The following is a 20,459-nucleotide window of genomic DNA, read 5'->3' as shown; positions in this document are numbered from 1 at the left end:
CCTTGCAACGCCGCCCCACCCCCACCCCCGATCCTCTCGAGCCAGAGCCGCCTGCCCAGCGTTTCCGCATCACCTACAGCAAAGCCGGGGATCTGCGTTGGCTAGGCCACCTGGATCTCATGCGCCTATGGGAGCGGGCCTGTCGGCGCGCCGGCTTGCCCCTAGCCTTCAGCGGCGGCTACCACCCCATGCCTCGACTAGCCAACGCCAACGCCCTACCCATCGGCCAGGAAGGCTACGGCGAAGTCCTCGATCTGGAGTTGCTAAAGCGCCCCGAGGGGCCCGTTACCCCTGACGAACTGCGCGCCCTGCTTGTCGAACAACTGCCGCCAGAAATCTCCATCCGGGCCATCCAAGAGATTGGCCTACGAGATCCCTCGGCTACCGAAGCCGTCTATGCCGCTGAGTATCAGCTCACTGTAAGTTGCGAGTCGCCCACTGCCGACTGGCCAGCCTGGGTCACCCAGATCCTGGATGCGCGCGAGATCTGGATTGAAAAAGTCTCCAAGTCGGGCAAAGCTTCTCTCTTCAATGCCCGTCCCCTGCTATACTACCTGGAGTTTCAGGGCTTGGCCCCCGACGGCAGCGCCTGCCTCCTCTACTGTGGCAGTTGCCGCAACAACGGCGCCTACCTGCGGCCCAACCAACTGCTGCAAATGGCCGAGGCCCTGGGCTTGCCTCGCTGGACGCTGCAGGCGGCCAAACGGCTGCGCTTGTTGTGGGAGGACGGCACCTTGAATTCCGACTGAGGACGGGTGGCAGGATCCCCTGGACAAATCCCCAGTCAGGCTGCGGTATCAGGGTTAGCTGGGCTGAGGGATCCCGCAAGCGCTATAATTTTGCTACCCCTGGCTTCTGCCGCTGCCACCCTTGCTAGCCCTCAACCTAACCCAAGGCAAGATGAGCAGCCAGCAAAAGTCGGGCCAAATTTGAGCTCACTATCCAGAGCAGGCAGCAGCCGCAACAGGGCCCAGGCGCCAGGTGCTACAGAGAGGTGTGCCTCTTCCAGTTAGGCCTAGCTTTTCATTTCTCCCGAGGACAGGCTTCTTTCCTGCAGGCAAGTTACGGGCAAGAGGTGGCTAGGCTGCCACAGGCTCCTCTGCTGGGCTACTTTTTTCCTGCTGCCTGTCTATAAAGTTCGTCGTTGGCCATTGGAGCAGAGCTTAGGGTAATGGACAGCTGCACGATGAGTCAATTTTGTTGTCAAATCGAGCCAATCCTAGAACACCACTTCTCCGAGACGAGGGCAAATCCAAAACCGCAGGCCGTGGGGGCGGGGAGGGAAATGCATGCCTAGGCAGATCGTTATTGCTGAGCAACACCGCATTGCCGCTGTCTTTGCCGAAGACCAAGTCCAAGAGCTGATCATCGCCAGTGGCACCCACCAGGTGGGGGATATCTACGTGGGTGTCATCGAGAACGTCCTGCCCAGCATCGATGCCGCCTTTGTCAACATCGGCTCTGGAGAACGCAACGGGTTTATTCACGTCAGTGACCTAGGCCCGCTGCGCCTCAAACGCAACCAGGCTCCCATTTCCGAACTGGTCCTGCCGCAACAGAAAGTGCTGGTGCAGGTCATGAAAGAGCCCACTGGCAACAAAGGGCCGCGTCTTACGGGAGACCTGGCTCTTCCAGGGCGCTACCTGGTGCTGCGACCTTACGGCAAAGGGGTGTATTTGTCTCGCCGCATCGAGGATCGAGAAGAACGCAATCGCCTGAAATCGCTAGCCATCTTGATTAAGCCCCCCCAAATGGGCCTGTTGGTGCGCACTGAGGCCGAGGGAGTCGCTGAAGAGGCGATGATCGATGACCTGGAGCAATTGAAAAAGCTCTGGGAAGAGATTCAACAGCAGTACCAGGCGGCACGGGGGCCGGGTCTACTGAGACGAGACGAGGATTTTATCCAGCGGGTGCTGCGGGACGTCTACTCAGACGATGTCAACCGCATCGTTACTGACTCGGCGGCCGGTGCGAAGCGGGTGCGCAGCTATCTGCAAGGCTGGAACAAAGGAAAAATGCCGCCCGGCGTTGTGGTCGAGGTTCACCGTGAGCCCACCCCCATCTTGGAGTATTTCCGGGTCAATGCGGTTATTCGCCAGGCGCTGCGGCCGCGGGTGGATCTACCCTCCGGGGGCTATATCGTCATCGAGCCCACGGAGGCCCTGACCGTGATCGATGTCAACTCTGGCTCTTTCACCCAGTCGGCCACTTCCCGCGAGACGGTGCTGTGGACCAACTGCGAGGCTGCCACCGAGATTGCCCGCCAACTGAGGCTGCGCAACATTGCCGGCGTGATCGTGGTGGATTTCATCGACATGGACTCCCGCCAGGATCAGCTGCTGGTCTTGGAACACTTCAACAAAGCCCTTGCCCATGACAAGGCCCGACCCCAGGTGGTTCAGCTCTCAGAGTTGGGGCTAGTGGAACTCACCCGCAAGCGGCAGGGGCAGAGCCTCTATGAGATCTTTGGCCACCCCTGCCCCACCTGTGAGGGGCTAGGGATCCTGGCCCGACTGCCGGGATCCGAGCCGGGGCGGCTGTTAACTGTCGAAAGTGGACGACCGGTAACGCTGCCTGGCGAGGTTGAGGAGGGCGAAGAGGAGAGCGCTAGCCCAATTCTGCCCCGGAATGGTGATTCCCAGCGGGCGCGCCTGCAGCTAGGAAGCAATGGGGCATTGCCACCAAGTCTAGACCGCTCTCGGCTGGCTCAAGGAGAGCGACTGGAGCCAGAGGAAGCCAGGGCTGAGCCGGTGCGCAAACGGCCTCGCGAAGAGGGAGCAGTAGAAGAGGAAAGCCCGCAGCCACTGCCAGTGGCAGGGGCAGAGCAGAAGCGCAAGGAAGTCCATCGCCCTGGCCGGGGGGAGGATGCTGGGCGCGCCAGTGGGATAGAGTCCCCAGAGAGCCAGCCAGCTCGACAAACCATCACTGTGGAGATGACTCCTCTCCAGCAGCGGGTCTATTCGGAGCTGGGGCTGTCACCCCTGTTGCTTCTGGATCAGCCGCCGCCGGCGGGCCGAGACACGGTGGTTAGGGTCATTTTGCCAGGCACGGCCAAGGTGGACAGCCCGGTGGAGGCAAAAACCGACACCACTTCTGCCAACGGCGCGCCTTCGGCGGAAGTTACCCAGCCTGAACGGTTGCCTACAGAATCAATAGCAGAGCCACCGGCAACAGGGGCGCCGCCAGAAGTGGTCATTGATCCCTCTCACCAGTCTCCAGCAGCCTCCAGACGACGGCGCTCTCGCAGCAGCTAGCCAAGCCGGTTAGCGCTCTTGCTTGAGACAGCGCTGAGGCCGTATGGACAGAGCAACGAAGCCAAGCTTAAGGTGCGAGGGATCCCTGTGGCAAGAGGGGATCCTGCGGGTAGCAGGCGTGGATGAAGTGGGGCGAGGAGCCTTGGCGGGGCCGGTAGTGGCAGCGGCAGTCATCCTGCCACCCCACCTTGATCCCGAGGTGCTGGCAGGGGTGAAGGATGGCAAGCAACTGCGCCCACGGCAGCGTGCCCAATGGGCAGAGCGGATTTGCCAAGTGGCCCTGGCTGTAGGCATTGGCAGTGCTTCTGCTGCCGAAATTGACCAACTCAACATTCGACAGGCGACGTTGCTAGCCATGCAGCGAGCTCTGGCCCAAGTGGGGGAAGTGGAGCACATCCTGCTGGATGGACTGCCGCTGGCGGAGCTGGGATCCCAGCAGACGGCGCTGGTCAAAGGGGATCAGCTCTGCCTCTCCATCGCCGCTGCCTCCATCGTGGCCAAGGTCTGGCGGGATGCCCTGATGCAGAGCTGGGACTCCCAGTACCCCGGCTACGGCTGGCGCACCAACGTCGGCTATGGGACACGGGAGCACTGGCTAGCGCTGCAGCGCTTGGGGCCAAGCCCCCAGCATCGCCATAGCTTTGCCCCCGTTCGGGACTTGCAAGCAGGCCAGTGGGAGGGTAGGATAAGGTCTGAAGGCTGCCCACGTAGCTCAGCGGACTAGAGCACTGGGTTCCGGTCCCAGGGGTCGGAGGTTCGAATCCTTTCGTGGGCGTTAGTCGGGATTGGGTCAAGGGCTGGCGGTGGGCGCTGGCAACACGTAGATAGACTCCACCTGCTGGCCTGGCGAGGGGACAGCTTGAATGATCCCTTTTCCAATGTGATAGATGACTTTCTCGGCCTGGAGTTGATTTTCTCCTTGGCGGACGGTGACCCGGCCTTCCAGCTCAATCCGCTGCTCTTGGCTGTAGTAGACCGCCTTGTGAGCGCGGGCCGTGAGGCGCTCAGCAGGGAAGCGGAGGGTAACATTGCCAGTGGCTACGAACACCCCTGTATTGGCGTTGGCCTCCTGAACATCGGCGCTAATGCTGATGGCGCGTGGATTTTGCCCCCACGCTGGGCCGGGGATCGCAAGGGCCAACCCTATGCCCACCGCCCAACCCACCTTCCTCTGGCGGCCCAAGCTCCTTTGGTCAAGGTCGATCCCCCTCGCCATTCCCTCCCCTGGTTAAACCACTCCAGCAGCCAGTCTAGCCTGGGATCCCTGATCCCGCTGCTGGGGCAGCCTGTTAGCCCTTGCCATCCCCTCCCCTGGGCAGGACTTGAGCCAGTTGCTTTTCCAACTCGCTAACCCGCTGCAGCAACTGGCGGTTGGTCTCCAGCAGCTCCCGCGCCTGGCTGCTGAGATAGGGATCCGATTCCCACCAGTTGATCCCAATCTCCTTGGCCTTGTCCACCGAAGAGATCAGCAGCCGAATGCGCACCCTGAGCAGCTCCACATTGCCCACGGAAACGGTGATATCTCCGGCGATGACAATGCCCTTGTCCAGAACCCGCTCCAGGACATCGGCCAGAGAAGAGCCATGCGTTGCCGTGGCCAGGGGTTGAGAGGCAATGGGCACTGGGAATTCTCCTCCAAAGCGTGCAAACCAATATCAGTTGGGCAGTTGATCCAGCAAGTAGTTGAGCACCTGGGCTCCTTCCTCGTAGCGCTTGCCGGCCCTAGGCAACAGCACGTCGGCACACAGAGCACGAAAATCGGCATCGTTCTTACTCACCGCCAGCTCGTGCTCCCTGACGATGCGTCCAATCATCAGACAACTGCGCAGGCTGGGTTGGCGAGTCAGATCCAACCTGCGGCGGAAGGTACGGACAAGGTGGACAATCTTAAGCGCGTCGGAAGCCGATAGGCCAATGCGGGAAATGAGGATCTCCTTTTCCGTCTCGATGTCGGGCTCCCCAATATCGATGGTAATCATCCGATCCAACAGCGCATCCTGAGCCCTGTGAACCCCCGTGTATTCCTCGGGGTTGGAGGTGAAGATGGCCCGAAACTGGGGATGCACCCGCAGATATTCGGAGCGGTGGCTGCCCGGCGGCAAAACCAGCAGCCTTTCTTCCAAGGCACTTAGGAGGGCGTTGTTGGCCTCGGGGCGGGAGCGGTTGAACTCGTCGTAGATGAGGGTAAACCCCTCCCGGCAGGCCAAGGTGAGGCGGGCATCTACCCAGCGCTGCTGCACATCTTCCTCTACCTTCACCACTGAATGGATGAAGTTATCCACCACCCGCCGATGGGTAAAGCCAGTGCGCCCCCCGATGAGGTCGGAAGAATCAAAGCGATCGTCGCCGTAGATCAGCATGATGGGGCGACCTAGAAGGCTGGCCAAATGCATTGCCAGGGTGGTCTTGCCTGTGCCCGAAGGCCCCCGCAGATGCACGGCAAAACCGGATTGCAGATAGCGCAAGGCGCGGCGGGTAATCCGCTCAATGTAGGGAGTGCTTACAAACTGGCGGGGACGCGCTTGCAAAACCGTAGCCATATTCAATACCCAACGCTTAACTTGCCTGGACTATAGCCGTAAGCCGTAACCGTCTTCTTGCGCTTACGGAGACGGGGGCGGAGCTGAGATCACAGCCGTCGCTGACACCATACGCCGCAAGGTGGCCAAGATTTCCGAGGGATCCACCCCCAGATCCACGGCACCGCGGGCCAGCAGATCCCGCACCCGCTCCCGATCGCCAATCACCTGCAGCAAGGTTAGGTTGGGATCCTGCGCCTGCAGGGCTACCACATAGTTGTTGACGTAGTTCAGGATTGGATCCGGCTGCTCCTCGCCAGCAAGTGGGGGTGCAACTCGATCTTGAGAGGGCTCAGGGGGTGGCGGCGCTACAGGAGTATCCCCTGGGGGTTCGCTCTTGCTTGTAGCCTCTGGCTGAGGAGCTTCGCCTGGAGCTATTTCTGGGGGTTTGTCCCAACACTCAAACTGCTTCTCAACAGCCCCAGAATCTTCAGGTAGGAGGACAGGGATCCCATCCCCCCACACCTGCTCGCGCAACGCCCTGCGGAAAGCTGCCAAAGCCTGGCGGAGCGCTTGGGCTTCTGCCCGCTGTTCTTGGGCAATCCGAGCCAGCTCCTGCCGTACCCGTTGCCGCAAGTCGGCATAGAAAGCCTGCCGCACTTGTCGGGTTTGGTTGGCCATGGCCTGCCGCGCCTGGGCATAGGTGGCTAGCAAGCTCTTCACCATCGCTGTCAAGTCGGCTTGAAAAGTCTCTAGCTCCTGCCGCTGCGCCTGCGATTGGGCGGCCCGTTCTTGGGCCAGGCGAGAGAGAAGCACCGCCACTCCTTGGGCCCGCTGCGCTGCAGCCTCTAAACGGGCATGTTTGTCCAAAGCCCGCTGCGCCGCTCGGTTCTGCTCCAGGCTGCGCAGTTGGCTGCGGGTTTGCTCCCTCCGCTGCCGTACTGCCTCTTGGCGTTCCTGGCGACGTTGTCTCAGCTCGGCCATCAGAGCGCGGTGCTGCTCCAGGCGCTGCTGCCGGGATCCGCTCAACAAACTTAGGTTTTGAGCCACCCGTCGGCTGCGGGCTTCGGCCCACTGCTCCTGCAAACTCATGGCGTTCTCTCCTTGGCAGTTTTTTACTTCCCCTCAAACCGCAAGCCAATCGCTTGAAGGGGGAGGAGGCAGAGATTCTTTTGAACCCCTGCCTCACTTGCCGACTGCATTTCTCTTAGTTAAAGGCTGAGGCTTTGTTGGGAGCTGGGAAGTCGATTAGGAGGTTTGGACAGCGGGAGCGGCAGCAGTAGCCGTTAGGCCCACAGCCTCGGCGTACTTCAGGTAGGTCTCCACCGAAGCCACGACGACGCGCGCTTCAATGGCCAACAGCTCGATCCCCACCAGCGAAACCCGCACCCAGGCATCGACCACAATGCCCTTGTCCAAGATGCGATCGATCACCTCGGCCAAGCTCGAAGAAGAGTTCACTTTCTCAACTGCCATAGCCTCTCTCCTGCAAGGATGATGGTTGAAAAGGACAACAATTCGGTGGCAAAGCGGTAGATAGAAGGGATCCCAAACGGGATTGGCCCTCTCTAGGGCGACAGGTGCACGTTCTGCCACCCCAGCGCTATTCCGCTAGCTTTTTCCGGGGAGAACAGAAGAACACGGCAGGTCGACAAGGCTTGCCGTCTTCTCTAAGCGCACCCCCCTACATAGTAGCCGCTGGCAGAAAAAGTGGGTCAAAGGGCGAGAGCGCTTTTTAGCGTTGGCTAAGCCAAGGTGCGGGCCGGCAGGGATCCCCTATACTGAGAGCAGTGCGCCTGCCGATACGCCGTCCGTTCACTGGCCAAGAGGACTGCCGTGACCGACTTTGACACTGGGATCCCGAGTGTGCGTCGCCTACAGCAGGTGATTCGGGATGGAGAAATCCTGGAGGTTAAGCTCAATACGGGAGATGTCTTCATCGGCCAGCTACGCTGGCAGGATCCCGACTGTCTCTGCCTAGCAGATGCGGAGGGGCAAGAGTCGCTGCTGTGGCGCTCCGCTATCGCCTTTGTCAAAGTCCGACCTCACCCCTAAACCCAAATCCCCCTAGCCTCTTTGTTGTCGCTGGCTTCCCAGCGGCAGGGGCCTTTTGGCGCATCCATCGACAGCTCTAGCCAAAGCTCCTAGCAGAAAGGTTATGATTCAGCAACAAGAAGAGTGAAAAACTTGACCTTCCTCGCCTCCAGCCATGACAACCGGCACCCTAGAGCTCGCCCTGCAGCCCGCTGCCCAGCGACACAACCACTACAGCCGTGAGGACTTCTACCGCTTCGACCCCTCGCGGGGATCTCTAGTGGACTGGACGGGCGCGCGCAATGTCTTGGTCAGCGAAGACTTTATCCTCGGCTTGCAGCAGGGGCTGGAAGAAGAGGTGGGGGATGCCTCTGCTTCTTTGATGTATACCATTGGCCGCGAGTGGGGGCGCAACGATGCTCTCCACTTCTCCCGCTGGTTCGAGGAGGAGTACCGGCGCAAGCCCAAGCAGACCCACCTCATGTTTCTCCTGGAAACCTGGTGGTGGCCTCTGACCTCGCAAGGCTGGGGGCGCTGGGAAGTCGAGCTCGAAAGCCGGCGGCAGGGATTTATTTTCATCAACCTGTTCGACTCGGCTGTGGCCCGCACCTTGGGGGATGTGGGCAAACCCGTTTGCCACCTCTACGCCGGCTTATTTGCCGGTTTTTTCAGCACGATGGTAGAGCGACAGCTCAACTGCATCGAGATCCAGTGCTACTCCATGGGGGAAAGCTACTGCAAGTTTTTGCTCGGCAGCAAGGAGCGCATTGACGCGGCTGCCTTTTGGCTCAACGAGGGGGCCACGGCTAGTGAAATTGCCCAAAAGTTGCGCTCTGGTCAAGGGGTGGCCAAGGCATGACGCCAGAGAGCTTTCTAGGGGAGTCGGTGCAGAGCTTTTTTGCCCGCTTGAACTGGGATAACCGTCCACGGCAAAGCCGCTTGCTGCCAATGCCCTTCTTACAAGTGCGGGAGTACCTTAACTCCATCCCCTGGCCCGGGGATCCCCTGGCCTTGGCGGCCCGTTCTTGGCAATCCCTGGGGTCGGTACCGGAAGCTGGGCCAGAGGAAGAGCAGATCACCTTGGACAACCTATTCAGCCTGTTTTGAACGCCAGCCTTCTAGGAGAAGCGAGATGGTCAGCCCCTTGGAGCAAATGCTAATCGAGGCAGAGGCTCGCTACCTCACCTCGGAGCAGCTGGATCAGCTTAAAGCCTATGTCCTCGGCTGGCCAAAACGGCAGCACGTGTACCGGGCTCTGCGGGAGGGGGAGGCTCAGATGGTGGGCCGCACCTTGGAGGCTCTGCAGAAGGAGATGCCCAACCTCTCCCCCCAGGTCGTGGATCTGTGCCGTCGGCACCTGTCGCTGTTGCTGCGGCACAGCGCCCTGGCCATGTTGCTGCAGGACGAAAACCTCCTCAAAGAGCGGCTCATCGACTGGATGGAAGAGGAAGTGCGCCTGTATGGGCTGCAGAACGTCTACGAAGTTGCCCATCGGCTTTTCCAGCAGGAGCTCAAAGACTGCCTACAACCTGGCGAACTGGAGTTCATCCGTCCCTTGATTACCCGCGTGCAGGCAGCTTTGCTAGCTTTAAGCGGCCTCCCAGCCGCCTAGCGGTGGCTTCCATTCGCCAACCCAGGGATCCCCTATGGCTGACACCGTTTCCCTTGCCAACAGCTCTGCCGGCTTTGATCCCTACACGCCGGTTTTGGCCAACTACTACGCGCCCAGCCTCTACCTGCAAAGCGATCTGGAGTCGGGTTTGCTAGAGAGTCGCCACGGCGACCGTCTCCTAGCCCTTCCAGAAACCTTATTGCGAGCCATCTACACTGGCCTGGAATACGAGACAGGACAAGCGGCCCGTCTGGTGCTGCGCCACTGTGGCCGCATGTGGGGCAAGGAGTTTTTCCGCCGCTTTGCCCAGGAGCTCTCCGACTACTACCAAAAGCCCCTAGCTGAGCTGGAGATGGGCCTTTTTCTCCAGAATCTCAAACAGGCTTGGAAAACCCACGGCTGGGGGTTGATCGACCTCGACTGGACCTACAAAGACCAGGGGGTAGTGGTGGTGTCGATTCGCAACTCTCCCTTCGCCGCTGCCACGCCTTCCCACTTTAAGCGCCCAATGGGCTTCTTGGAGGCAGGGCTATTGGCCACTTGGTTTAGCCAATTGACTGGCCAGGACTTGGCCTGCGTGCAAACCACCAGCGAGGCTCTGGGGGCAAAAAGCAACTTGTTTATCTTGACGGCTGCCAACCGCCTCAAGGAGGCAGAAACCTGGGTGGACGCGGGCCTTAGCCACGAGCAGATCCTAGAGAAGGTGTTGCAGCCTGCCCCCTAGCTTGCAAGGAGGGGGTGGGATCCCAAAGAGACAAACTGTATAATCTTGTGAAAGCAAGACGAGCTCAAGGGCACGAGGGCCAAGCCATTGGGGTGGCGGGTGAGAGCAATTCGAGGAGCCATCACCGTGCCGGCCAACACTGCCGAGGCCATTGGTGCGGCAGTCAACGAGCTGCTGGATGCCCTAGAACATCGCAACGCCATTGATCCGGCAGAGGTAGTGAGCGTCATTTTCTCCGTTACCCCTGACCTAGATGCCGCCTTTCCTGCCCAATTTGCCCGCCGCCGTCCTGGCTGGGAGGCAGTGCCTCTGCTGGACGTGCAACAGATGGAGGTCAATGGCGCTTTGCCCCGCTGCATCCGTGTTTTAATCCAACTGAACACTCCCCTGACCCAGGCGGAGATGCACCACGTTTATCTAAGAGGCGCTCGCGAGTTACGGCCCGATCTCAGCCCCGTCTAGGAAGATTGCTTTTGCCGCAGTTGAGCTTCCCACTGTTGCAGCTGCTCCTGACGGGCAGCTATCTCCGCTTCGCGACGGCTTAACTCTTGGCTTTGCCGAGTTAGGGAAAAACGCCAGTTTTCAATCTCCGTCCAGTCAACTAGGCTGTAGGCTTGGGAGAGACTGTGCAGCATCTCCACCAGCTTCATCGCCGCCTCTTCCACCTGCTGCACCTGCCGGTTTTCTCCCAGCTCGACCAGCAGCAACACCCCAACGTTGTAAGGGGCTGCCTCCTTGAGAGTAATCCGCTCCGGCTGAGGCAGCGGTGTCCAAATCCCCTTCTCGCCCTGTTGGGCTAGAAGCTGTAACTCCGCTGGGCCAAAAAGACTTTTCTTGTCTACCCGTGCCAGGTACAGCATGGAGCCTACTGGGAGCTGCCGTCGATTCTAGCACCAACCCCTCCCTACCAAAGCATCCCGATCCTGGGCCGTGCCAGCAGAAGGATTGGTGTTAGGATCGGCTCTGAAAGGGGTAAAGCTTACAGCTTTCCCGCTCCTATCGTTTGGGGATCCCTGGCATGTTTCTCACCCAAAGCCCCTACTTTTTGATGGCAGCCCTGGTGGCAATTGCCAGTGGAGCCATCTTTGCCGTCCGCTTTGTCAAGCCCGAAGCCTCGGAAGAGTCAGATGTAATCTTCGCTACGATGGGCCTGATCTACTCCATCTCTCTGCTCCTGGAAGGTCAGCGCCTAATCCCCTTGCTGTTTTTTGCCCAGGTGCTGTTGGCGGTGATGGCGGGCTGGTTTGCCATCCAGACCTTCCGCCTGCGCATTCTCCTAAACGAGAAGGTGCGCCAGATAACTGGAGTTCGTCCAGCTATGCGGCGCCAAGGCTTTAGCCGCACCTATCCGCCCGATGGCTATGGCCAAGGACGTGCCGTTGCCAGCGCGGCCAGCGGATCCCGCATTCGCGATGCCTCCTCCTCTAGCCGCTCCATTCCTGAGCGCAGCGAGGAACCAGCGCGCCGCCCGCGGCCACAGTTGACCAGCAGTACGCAGGTGCGCCCGCGTCGTCGTTCGGAAGATGACGAGGAAGAGCTAGAGACAACCTTGCAGCAGGAGGCTGAGTCTTCCCCTCCGCCTTCCGCCCGTCGCCCTCGTCGCCCAACCCCTGAGGAGTATCGGGACGATACCCAGGAGGAGCAAAGCACTGACGTCGGTAGCCGACGTCGCCCTCCCCGTCTACCCCAAACTCAAGAGGAGAGCTACGCTGAAGAAAAGCCTCGCCCTTCCTCTCGCCGCGTCGTCGAGGTGGAGTCAGTGGAGGTTCAGGAGGTAGATCCGGACGAATCCGAGGATGACTTGTTTTAGCTGACCCAGCAGACCCCTAGAAGCCTTTAGCCGGTATTGCGCATGCCAGCGGCAATGCCATTGATGGTGAGAAGGGCTCCGCGCAGCAGCTCAGCGCGGCTGTGCTGGCTGGGGTGAAGGGGGGGTCTTTGCTTGCCGCGCAGGCGCTTGAGCAGCGAGATCTGAATAAAGCCCAGGGGCACAATGGAGCGGTTGCGCAACTGGATTGAGCGTCTTAGGTAGGGGTCACTTTCCAACAGCTCCCTATGGCCGGTAATTTTTAAAACCATCTCGCGGGTGCGGTGCATTTCTTGGGCAATGAGCTCAAACAGCTCCATTGCCCGCAGCAAACGCTCGGGGGAGCTCATTTCCTGGACATAGTGGCGAGCAATCTGCAAATCCGCTTTAGCCAGAGTCATCTCCACCTTGGAGATCACCATGCGGAAGAAGGGCCACTCGCGGTAGAGGTGTTGCAGGTGGGTGAGATGGTGCTCGCCTTGGGCGGCGTATTCCTGGAGGGCAGTGCCCACTCCATACCAGGCTGGCAGGAGAAAACGGCTTTGCGTCCAGCTAAATACCCAAGGGATGGCCCGCAGGGATCGGATATCCTTTGAGCCATCGCTACGGCGGGCTGGGCGAGAGCTAATCTGCAGTTGGCTAATCTCTTCGATAGGAGTGACCTCGTGGAAAAACTCCTCAAAGCCCTCCTGCTCGTAGACCAGGTTGCGGTACACCTGCCGCGAGCGCTCCGCTAGGGACTCCATCAGGCGCGACCACTCGTGCAGGTCATTGGGGTAAGTGCGCAGCAGGCTGGCCTCAATGACAGCGCTAGTAACCGTCTCTAGGTTGAAAAGGGCCAGATCCTGGAGGGAATACTTAGAAGCCAGCACCTCTCCCTGTTCGGTAATCTTGATGCGGCCCCCCACGCTGCGCCCAGGCTGGGCCAAGATGGCCTCGTAAGCCGGCCCGCCGCCGCGACCCACCGAGCCACCCCGCCCATGGAAGATCTGCAACTTTACCCCACACGCCTCGGCCACCGCCTGGAGCCGCTGCTGGGCTTTGTAGATCTCCCAGTTGCTGCTCAAAAAGCCGGCATCCTTGTTGCTATCGGAGTAGCCCAGCATCACCTCCTGTAAATTCTCCTGCTGGGCCAGGTACTGGCGATAGAAGGGGATCTCCAGCAACTGCCGCAAGATCTCCGGCGCCCGCTGCAGGTCTTCCACCGTCTCAAACAGCGGCACTACCGCTAGAGACCCGCGCCCGCTAATGGGATCATAAAGGCCCACCTCCTTGGCCAGCAGTAAAACTTCTAGCAGATCGCTCAGCTGGCGGCTCATGCTGATGATGTAGGTCTGGCAGATGTCTCGACCAAACTCCTGCTGCAGGCGGCGCAGGGTACGCAAGGTGGCAATCAGCTCCGCCGTTTTCTCAGAAAAAGGAGCCTCCAGCGGAATCAGGGGCCGCCGGGTTTGCAGCTCCTGCAGGAGAAAAGCCGTTTTTTCCTCCTCCGTCATCTGGCTATAAGGCCGCGGCAAGATGCGCAAGTACTCGCAGATCTCCGTGAGCGCGGCCTCGTGGTAGCTGCTGTCTTGGCGGATATCTAGGTGAGCCAGGTGAAAGCCAAAGACCTGTACCTGTTCGATGAGGTAGTCCAACTGGCGGCAGGAAAGGCCGCTGTTTTTCAAGCTTCTTTGGATGAGTTGCAAGTCGGCCAAAAACTCCTCGGCGCTGGCGTAAGCGTTGCCCAAGGAAGGAGGAGCGGGCAGACAGGCGGAATCAGCCAAGTTGCGGTTGCGCTCCCGCGTCAACTCTAGCCGCCGCAGGATGTAGCTGAGCTTCAGTCGGTAGGGCTCCTGGCGGTATTGCAAGGAAAAGGTCTCGTAAACCTCAGGCATGAGGCGGCGATCCTGCTCGAGGGCGTCCAGCAGTTGGCTGTCCACATCTCCCCAGTGCAAAGAGACGCTTAGGGTTTTGGTGAGCGCTTTCACCGACTCAATGTATTTGCCCAAAATGAGGTTGCGCTGGTAGCGGGCTGTTTGCCAGGTTACGTCGGCAGTCACTGAAGGGTTGCCGTCGCGATCCCCGCCCACCCAGGAGCCGAAGTTGCAAAATCCTGCAGGGGGCGGCTCGACGGTGGGAAAGGACTTTTTCAGGCTGCGCCTGAGGCGCTCGTGCAGTAGAGGGATAGCCTGAAACAGTACCTCTTCAAAATAGTGCAGGGTGTAATCGACTTCGTTGAGCACCGTCGGCTTGGTTTGGTGCAACTCGTCGGTGCGCCACCAGAGCAAAACTTCCTCTGCCAGCTGTTCTCTCAACATCTGAGCTTGCAGAGGGTCGAACTGCTCTGCCCAGTCCAGTTGGCTGAGCAGACGGGAGAAGACCCGTTGTTTTTCGCGGATGGTGTGGCGGACAATCTCAGTGGGGTGGGCGGTAAACACCAAGCGGATGTGCAGCCGCTCCAGCAGGCGGCGCAGCAAGCCAGGCGGCACTCCCTGAGCCCGGAGGTAGGGGAAGAGCCGTTCAAATTTTTCGTTTTCCCGCACGGTGCGCTGTTGGCTGTCCACCATGCGCATATCCGAGTCTTCTGCTCGCTCGTAATTTTGTTCAACAATGTTGATGAGCTGAAAGAACAAGGCAAAGGCGCGCGCTGCTTGAATGGCTTCCTCAAGGCTAAGGTTCTCAACAATTTGGAAGACTTCTGGGATTGGATATTCTAGAGTCTGCCCTTCAGGAGAACACAGGGAACGCAGCCGCCGCAGCAGATCCACCAACGGCTGCCCACACTCCCGCAGGATTACCGATTCCCAAAGTTCTTCAACAAGTTGCAGGCGCTGGTTCAACAAGGTGTTCCGGCGATCGAGCACCTCGTCCCTAGGGAGGGCCCGGTCCAAGGAATCCCGTTGCGCCAGGAGAGAGGTCTCCTTCAGGCCGTTAGCAGAACCACTGGCCTGCTCTGCAGCCGTTAGGTGGGAGGAAGAGGTCATGAAGGCAGCTCCTAGAACGACCATCCCAATATTAGAACCTGTCCGCCGGCAGCACAGAGGTAGCCGACATGACGAGGAAAGGGAGGTCTGCTCAGCGCCAGCCTCTCCCGCGTGAGGATTCCAAACGGCTATTTAGAGGCGGCTACGAATAACAAATGAGTAGTTGCTGCCGGGCTCTAGCAGGTAATCCGACTTCTCCAAAAAACGGCTCAAGGGATCGCAAATCAAGGCTCGCCCCACTGAGGGCTCCACCCTAAGCCCTCCACCTCGAAAGCGCCAGCAAAAGTGCCAAACCCAGCCGTTAGCGCTGACTTCCCCTTCAATGGCACCCTCCTGCCAGGAGCGGCGGGTAATCTGCACATGGGCAGTGGTCTGAGGTAGCTGGCTCATCCTGAAGCCGTGAGAATCTATCCCCTATTCTCCATTACCGGAAAAGCGGCGCAAAGGCCCCCTAGCTCTGCCAGCCCCCAATTTAGCCAGCCCCTGGGCCAGAGAAGCGCAAGCCTCAGGCAGGGCAACCCCCTCGACTGTCTTCTGGAATATCAAACCGGGGGCTCGACCGTGGCCACAATGTCGCGGATGATGGCTTCGGCTTCCTGCCGGCGGTTACTTGCCATCTCTCCCCCTCCAGCTAGGGAAACACGATGGGCCAGCACCGGCACGAACAAGGCCTGTAGATCCTCGGGCAGGCAGAAGCCGCGTCCCTTTACGAGGGCCCTGGCTCGCGCTGCCCTTGCCAAAGCCAACGCTCCTCGAGTGGAGACCCCAGCCCGCAGCAGCTTGGAGGTGCGTGTAGCCTGGACTACCTGGAGAAGGTAGTCGGCCAGGGATCCCTCCAAGTACACCTGATCCACCGCCGCCTGAATCTCCCGTAACTCGGCCAGTGAAAGCACGGGCTGCAGAGCCTCCACGGGATCCGCCTGTTGCCGATGCAACAGGAGGGATCGCTCAACTTCAGGGCTGGGGTAGCCAATCGACAGCCGCACCAAGAACCGATCCAACTGGCTTTCTGGCAGGGGATAGGTGCCGTGGTACTCCAAAGGGTTTTGGGTGGCTAGCACGATGAAGGGGCGGGGCAGCGGGTAGGTGCGGTCGTCCAGCGAAACCTGCTTTTCCGCCATCGCCTCTAGCAGGGCGCTCTGGGTGCGGGGCGAGGTGCGGTTAATCTCGTCGGCTAGGATGACATGGGCAAAAATAGGGCCGGGGCGAAACTCAAACTCCCCTTTTTCCTTGTTGAAAAGAGTGAGGCCAAGAATGTCAGTCGGCAAGAGGTCGCTGGTAAATTGAATTCGCTGAAACTTGGCCCCCAAACTGCGGGCTATGGCCCGCGCCAACGTGGTCTTGCCCACTCCCGGCACATCCTCTAGCAGGACATGACCTTCTGCCACCAGGGCTGTCACCACCGCCTGCACCACCTGCGACTTGCCCTGGAATACCGATTCGACGTTGGCCATCAGCCTGCCGATCTGCTGCTGCAAAGTTTGCAGTCGCTCCGCCGGGATCCGGGTGCCCGCACCCACCATAGATCGATCCAAAGAGGCCTATTCCACCATACAAGCCCAATCCCAGCCCAGAGCAGGATCCCACAAAACCCCGGCGGAAAACCGGAATATCATAGATCTCATCCCTACAGCTAAGGATGGGTATTTTGGAGCTGTCCTGCAAAAGCGAGTACGCGCTCCTGGCGCTGCTGGAATTGGCCCAGCACTACAACGACGGCCGGGTGTTGCAGATTAGGGAGATTGCAGCCCATCAGTCCATTCCCGACCGCTACCTGGAGCAACTGTTGGCCACCTTGCGCCGGCAGGGGCTGGTGCGCAGCCAGCGGGGGGCCAAAGGGGGTTATTTTCTGGCTCGACCGCCCTGGCAGATTTCCCTATTAGACGTCATTCAGGCCATCGAGGGCGAGGAGCTGAGCCGCTCCCGCACCTTGCCCAGCAGCGATCTCACTCCAGAGCGCCAGGTGCTTCTGCAGGCTTGGCAAGAGGCCCAAGCAGCGGCAGTGGACATTCTCCAAAAGACAACCTTGCAAGATCTCTGTGACCGGCAGAACCAAGGGCAACAGGCCAGGCTGATGTACTACATCTAAGCTGCAGCCAGCAAAGTCCACGGTGGGCGGGAAGGGCTGGGATCCTGACTCTGTTTTGGGTTATTCTAGAGCGCACTGCTTCACATCGCTACCCTGGCCATGACCTTGCACTCCCCCCGCCCGCCCGCTGCCGAGATCTTTTCCGCAGAAGACTTTGCCCAGGCTCTAGCGGCCCAAAGCCTTGACTTCCGACCGGGCCAGGTAGTGCGAGGTCGCATCTTCCAGCACCAGAGCGACGGCGTTTTGGTGGATATTGGCGCCAAGTCGCCAGCCTTTTTGCCTCTCAAGGAAGCTGGGATTGGCTCAGAGGAAGACTTAAGCCAGGTGTTTCCCCTCAAAAGCGAAGCCGAGTTTCTCATCTTGCGAGAAGACGCAGAAGGGCAGATCCTGCTCTCGGTGCGGCGGCTGCGGCTGAAGCGGCTCTGGGAAGAGCTGGCCGAAAAGCAAGCCAGAGGCGAGGTGGTCACAGCGCCGGTGATTGGCATCAACAAGGGCGGGGTGGTGGTGGATGTGCAGGGCCTGCGCGGCTTCATTCCGCGCTCCCATCTCATCCAGCGGGAAGCTCTGGAGGAGCTAGTGGGCCAATTCCTCACTGCCAGTTTGCTGGAGGTCAACCCCGCAGCCAACAAGCTGGTGCTCTCCCAGCGAGTGGCCCGACAAGTGGAGAGCTTGGGGAGCTATACCACCGGCCAAGTGGTGCGGGGCAAGGTCAGCGCCCTCAAGCCCTTTGGCGTCTTTGTAGAGCTGGAGGAAGGGGCCAGCGGGCTGTTGCCCATCAAGCAGGTCAGCCAACGCTTTGTTGCCTCTCTCTCCGACTTGTTCCAGCCTGGGCAGCCCCTCAAAGCCGTGGTCATCGATGTGGATGAGACCAAGGGGCGGGTCGCCCTCTCCTTGAGAGTGTTGGAGAAGTACCCTGGCGAGGTGTTGGAGCAACTGCCTCTTGTTCTTGAGGAAGCTGAAAAACGAGCCGGCAAACTCAAGGGGAGAATCACGTCCGAGGGCGAGGTCATTTAACCCATGCCGCCTGCCGAGGCGCTCCAGGCCGAGCTTTTTGGATCCCTCAATCCCGCCCCATTGCTACAGAAGCAGTGCTGGGGGCTGCGGCAATGTCACGCCGCCAGAGGTAGGGGTGTTGAACACCTCAGCCAGGATCTCCCGCTAGCGGCGCGGAGCTCTAGATTGCAGCAAGGTGTAGGCGATACAGCTTGTCAGTGAAGCTGGGATCCCCAACTCCCTCTGAGAGAGAGGCTGGTAGGGCGCTATCTTCGCAGCCAATTCAACAAGGTCGTTCCCCCCAGCCCCAAGCCTACCAAAATGGAAGTGGTCAGCAGCCCCGCTGCCACACAGATCAGGGATCCCAAGCTGCAGAGGATCCCATCTTCTTCCAGGAGGCCGAAGGCGGTGACGAATACCCCCATCGCTGGCAGGGTGTTGGTGCCGGGCACAGGGATGATCATGGAAATGCCCATCAAACCAATCCAGGTGCCTAGCCAGACCTGGCCCAGGCGACTGGTGCAGACTGGGTTCCAACGGGGGCGGGCGACTTGTTCAAGGCGCTGCAACCAAGGGATCCCGACCTGCACCCATTTTTGAAATTGCTTCCGTTCAATGGATGTCTGCAGCACCCATGGCGGCAGCCAGGGAGTAGCTCGCCCTGACAGCATTTGTAGGGCCAGCAGCAGAATAACCACGCCAAAGGGAGTGGAATAGCCAGGAGCGGGCAGAGGCAAAGCCGAGGGAAAAGACAGCACTGCCAAAAACAAGCCAAAGCTGCGCTCGCGCGCCAGTTTGAGAATCTCTTCAATGCGGATCGCCTCTGGTGGGGATCCCTCGGCCTGCTCCGAGCTGTTAGCAAGGCCGGCTAAGCGGGCTAGCTCTTGGGATAGACGTGCCATAGCAGGAAAGGTTGACCAAGGCCTAGCCTACTGCAAATTCTGAGTCTGTTGGATATCCTGAGGCTTGAGGAAGAAGGTGGTCTTGGAGGGGTGAAATGAGCAGCCGGGGGCTCGGTAGGAGCTTGGACAAGGGGGTGGGCAGCCGTAGCCTTGCCCAGAGACCAAGGCGTTGGCCAGCACAGGGGATGGCTGGGCTGGTGTTGCTGCTGGGATCCCTACTGCTGGGGAGGATTGGCGCAACCTTTGCCGAAACCCAACTGACAGTGGGCACCTCCACTACCTTGCCTCCCCGAGCAGAGCCGACCTTACCCCCTCCGCCCCAGGGAGTTCGGCAAATCTCTGAAAAAACCAATCCAGAGGAGACTGCTGACATGCCCCTTTCCCTGCTGGCAGAGCAGGTGCTGGAGGCAGTGTGCGAAGCACAAATTGATGCCGAACGAGCCTTGGCCCTCATGCCTGACCTGAGCAAGTCCCATATCCGCGCCGCCTGTCCGAAGCGGCTGATCCCCAAAAGCTGAAAAGGAAAATCGCTTGGTCTTCGACCCTTCACCTCTTGCTGGATGCTGCCGGGAGCGCTTAGGGAGCTTTGTTTTGGAGTTGCGATCCCTCCGAGCGATCTAGTTGCTTTGCAAGTCAAGCTGCACTAACTGGGCTGGCTAATTGACCCGTGTCTATCGTCCTAGCCAGCCATTACAAGTCCTGGAGCGCCCAGCTTACCTGCAGGGGGATCCTCTCCTCCCTGGCTTTGCCCTGGATCTCAGTCTAATTTGGGCATAAAAAACCAAACTCCGCTCTCAAAATTGTGGGAAACGGTCAGGTATCACGGCAGCAAGCAATAATGAGGGCAAAGCCTAGGATCCCGACGGAGGTAAGCCTATGGGGATGAGGTGTGTGGAGCAGACCCCCAGCAAGCGTGTTTATCTAAGGGGGCTTGGAGTTTTGTCGGTTAGTGCTATCTTTGCTCTCTTTTTGGTGCTGTGTCTTTGTTCCCTGACTTGGCGTTTTCTGGTAGATCGCAGCTTCACCTGCTATCGCCTTGATCAGGATATGGTCAACTGCGAAGTGGTCTTCCAGCCACTGCTCTTACCAAAATGGGTCAGGTCTTACTATAACGTAAGAGGGGCCAGAACCAAAACTGAAGTTCAAATAGACTTTGAGGGAGACAAGAGAACCTATTACTACGTCACTCTCATAACTTCTGCAGGAGAAAAGGAAGCCTAGTCAACCGCCAGCGAGAGCAAAGCCCGACAACTGGCAACAAAGATCCAATCGTTTCGGGTGAGTGCAGAGAGTCAGCTATTGGTGGACGGCAATACTCTCAACTTAGGAAGTTTGTCTGTACTTCTGATTGTGCTTTTTCTCTCAGGAATGTTATTTCTTTTAGGTCTATTGCGAACAGTTGCGCTGCCGAGATGCCGGCTGACCTTTGACCGCTCCCTAGACCAGATCTTGGAGGAGTACCTCACTCCCTTTGGGATAAGGAGGAGGAAAACTTACTCCTTCAGAGACGTGCAGCAAGTTGTGGTTCAGAGCACAACAGACTCTGATGGCGATACCTT

23 protein-coding genes and 1 tRNA gene are annotated in these 20,459 nt (G+C 59.3%); 14 read left to right on the top strand and 10 right to left on the bottom strand.

Annotated features, from left to right (window positions below; all coding sequences use genetic code 11):
- The 4 genes from NW808_RS09020 to NW808_RS09005 all read left to right on the top strand — a co-directional run.
- The coding region (locus NW808_RS09020) for a TIGR03936 family radical SAM-associated protein (RefSeq protein WP_414420962.1) at positions 1-749 on the top strand (749 nt) is incomplete at its 5' end.
- Positions 750-1,289: 540 nt separating this feature from the next.
- Complete coding sequence (locus tag NW808_RS09015; protein ID WP_414420961.1) at positions 1,290-3,254, top strand: Rne/Rng family ribonuclease; 1,965 nt, start codon at positions 1,290-1,292, stop codon at positions 3,252-3,254.
- Between the two features lie 43 nt (positions 3,255-3,297).
- Positions 3,298-3,978 carry a ribonuclease HII gene (locus NW808_RS09010; RefSeq protein ID WP_414410164.1) on the top strand — a complete coding sequence of 227 codons (681 nt, stop codon included), beginning with the start codon at positions 3,298-3,300 and terminating at the stop codon, positions 3,976-3,978.
- Positions 3,956-4,029: transfer RNA gene (locus NW808_RS09005), tRNA-Arg, on the top strand. The genes NW808_RS09010 and NW808_RS09005 overlap by 23 nt, the downstream gene beginning before the upstream one ends.
- Before the next feature lie 15 nt (positions 4,030-4,044).
- Here the strand turns inward: NW808_RS09005 and NW808_RS09000 are convergent.
- The 5 genes from NW808_RS09000 to gvpA form a co-directional block, all read right to left on the bottom strand.
- Positions 4,045-4,470 (bottom strand): LptA/OstA family protein, encoded by a 426-nt coding sequence (locus tag NW808_RS09000; RefSeq protein ID WP_414410163.1) that lies wholly within the window; start codon positions 4,468-4,470, stop codon positions 4,045-4,047.
- A gap of 73 nt (positions 4,471-4,543) precedes the next feature.
- The gene (locus NW808_RS08995; RefSeq protein WP_414395170.1) at positions 4,544-4,876 is read right to left on the bottom strand and encodes a gas vesicle protein; all 333 of its coding nucleotides are present in this window, start codon (positions 4,874-4,876) and stop codon (positions 4,544-4,546) included.
- 33 nt (positions 4,877-4,909) lie between these two features.
- Positions 4,910-5,794, bottom strand: coding sequence for a gas vesicle protein GvpN (gene gvpN / locus NW808_RS08990; protein ID WP_414405735.1), 885 nt, complete (start codon positions 5,792-5,794; stop codon positions 4,910-4,912).
- Positions 5,795-5,857: 63 nt separating this feature from the next.
- Positions 5,858-6,865, bottom strand: a complete 1,008-nt coding sequence (gene gvpC, locus NW808_RS08985; RefSeq protein WP_414420960.1) for a gas vesicle protein GvpC — start codon at positions 6,863-6,865, stop codon at positions 5,858-5,860.
- Between the two features lie 156 nt (positions 6,866-7,021).
- Positions 7,022-7,249 (bottom strand): gas vesicle structural protein GvpA, encoded by a 228-nt coding sequence (gvpA, locus tag NW808_RS08980; RefSeq protein WP_414404485.1) that lies wholly within the window; start codon positions 7,247-7,249, stop codon positions 7,022-7,024.
- A gap of 360 nt (positions 7,250-7,609) precedes the next feature.
- Between gvpA and NW808_RS08975 the strand changes: the two genes are divergently transcribed.
- The 6 genes from NW808_RS08975 (at position 7,610) to aroH (ending at position 10,605) form a co-directional block, all read left to right on the top strand.
- Positions 7,610-7,828, top strand: coding sequence for an Hfq-related RNA-binding protein (locus NW808_RS08975; RefSeq protein WP_414420959.1), 219 nt, complete (start codon positions 7,610-7,612; stop codon positions 7,826-7,828).
- A gap of 154 nt (positions 7,829-7,982) precedes the next feature.
- Positions 7,983-8,666, top strand: coding sequence for a V4R domain-containing protein (locus NW808_RS08970; RefSeq protein WP_414405737.1), 684 nt, complete (start codon positions 7,983-7,985; stop codon positions 8,664-8,666).
- The gene (locus NW808_RS08965; protein WP_414420958.1) at positions 8,663-8,914 is read left to right on the top strand and encodes a hypothetical protein; all 252 of its coding nucleotides are present in this window, start codon (positions 8,663-8,665) and stop codon (positions 8,912-8,914) included. Before NW808_RS08970 ends, NW808_RS08965 begins: the two co-directional genes overlap by 4 nt.
- A gap of 25 nt (positions 8,915-8,939) precedes the next feature.
- Positions 8,940-9,419, top strand: a complete 480-nt coding sequence (locus NW808_RS08960; protein ID WP_414410158.1) for a hypothetical protein — start codon at positions 8,940-8,942, stop codon at positions 9,417-9,419.
- A 34-nt stretch (positions 9,420-9,453) separates the two neighbouring features.
- A complete protein-coding gene (locus tag NW808_RS08955; protein ID WP_414410157.1) occupies positions 9,454-10,143 on the top strand; it encodes a V4R domain-containing protein in 690 nt (229 codons plus the stop codon).
- A gap of 87 nt (positions 10,144-10,230) precedes the next feature.
- Positions 10,231-10,605 (top strand): chorismate mutase, encoded by a 375-nt coding sequence (aroH, locus tag NW808_RS08950; protein WP_414395182.1) that lies wholly within the window; start codon positions 10,231-10,233, stop codon positions 10,603-10,605.
- On the opposite strand, the gene NW808_RS08945 is transcribed toward aroH, so the two are convergent.
- Positions 10,602-11,003 (bottom strand): hypothetical protein, encoded by a 402-nt coding sequence (locus tag NW808_RS08945; RefSeq protein WP_414395183.1) that lies wholly within the window; start codon positions 11,001-11,003, stop codon positions 10,602-10,604. The two genes, aroH and NW808_RS08945, sit on opposite strands and share 4 nt — an antisense overlap.
- A gap of 158 nt (positions 11,004-11,161) precedes the next feature.
- Between NW808_RS08945 and NW808_RS08940 the strand changes: the two genes are divergently transcribed.
- A complete protein-coding gene (locus tag NW808_RS08940; RefSeq protein WP_414420957.1) occupies positions 11,162-11,953 on the top strand; it encodes a Ycf66 family protein in 792 nt (263 codons plus the stop codon).
- 26 nt (positions 11,954-11,979) lie between these two features.
- Here the strand turns inward: NW808_RS08940 and ppc are convergent, their stop codons facing one another.
- The 3 genes from ppc to NW808_RS08925 all read right to left on the bottom strand — a co-directional run bounded on the left by ppc (position 11,980) and on the right by NW808_RS08925 (position 16,439).
- Positions 11,980-14,916, bottom strand: a complete 2,937-nt coding sequence (gene ppc / locus NW808_RS08935; RefSeq protein ID WP_414420956.1) for a phosphoenolpyruvate carboxylase — start codon at positions 14,914-14,916, stop codon at positions 11,980-11,982.
- 132 nt (positions 14,917-15,048) lie between these two features.
- Entirely contained in the window at positions 15,049-15,306 is a 258-nt protein-coding gene (locus NW808_RS08930; RefSeq protein ID WP_414395189.1) for a DUF3146 family protein, read from the bottom strand.
- A gap of 152 nt (positions 15,307-15,458) precedes the next feature.
- The gene (locus NW808_RS08925; RefSeq protein ID WP_414405744.1) at positions 15,459-16,439 is read right to left on the bottom strand and encodes an AAA family ATPase; all 981 of its coding nucleotides are present in this window, start codon (positions 16,437-16,439) and stop codon (positions 15,459-15,461) included.
- Positions 16,440-16,564: 125 nt separating this feature from the next.
- Between NW808_RS08925 and NW808_RS08920 the strand changes: the two genes are divergently transcribed.
- Positions 16,565-17,005 (top strand): RrF2 family transcriptional regulator, encoded by a 441-nt coding sequence (locus NW808_RS08920; RefSeq protein ID WP_414420966.1) that lies wholly within the window; start codon positions 16,565-16,567, stop codon positions 17,003-17,005.
- A 99-nt stretch (positions 17,006-17,104) separates the two neighbouring features.
- Positions 17,105-18,019, top strand: a complete 915-nt coding sequence (locus NW808_RS08915) for a S1 RNA-binding domain-containing protein (protein WP_414420955.1) — start codon at positions 17,105-17,107, stop codon at positions 18,017-18,019.
- A 245-nt stretch (positions 18,020-18,264) separates the two neighbouring features.
- Here NW808_RS08915 and NW808_RS08910 read toward each other — a convergent pair whose 3' ends face one another.
- Positions 18,265-18,900 carry an exopolysaccharide biosynthesis protein gene (locus NW808_RS08910; protein WP_414420954.1) on the bottom strand — a complete coding sequence of 212 codons (636 nt, stop codon included), beginning with the start codon at positions 18,898-18,900 and terminating at the stop codon, positions 18,265-18,267.
- 185 nt (positions 18,901-19,085) lie between these two features.
- On the opposite strand from NW808_RS08910, the gene NW808_RS08905 reads away from it, so the two are divergent.
- Positions 19,086-19,418, top strand: coding sequence for a hypothetical protein (locus NW808_RS08905; RefSeq protein WP_414420953.1), 333 nt, complete (start codon positions 19,086-19,088; stop codon positions 19,416-19,418).
- Positions 19,419-20,459 lie beyond the last annotated feature (1,041 nt).

Origin of the sequence: Synechococcus sp. W70.1, assembly GCF_047461515.1 — a bacterium.
In the GTDB taxonomy this organism is placed as follows: domain Bacteria; phylum Cyanobacteriota; class Cyanobacteriia; order Thermostichales; family Thermostichaceae; genus Thermostichus.
Note: the sequence above shows the minus strand (reverse complement) of the source record. Positions and strands in the feature narration are given on the sequence as shown.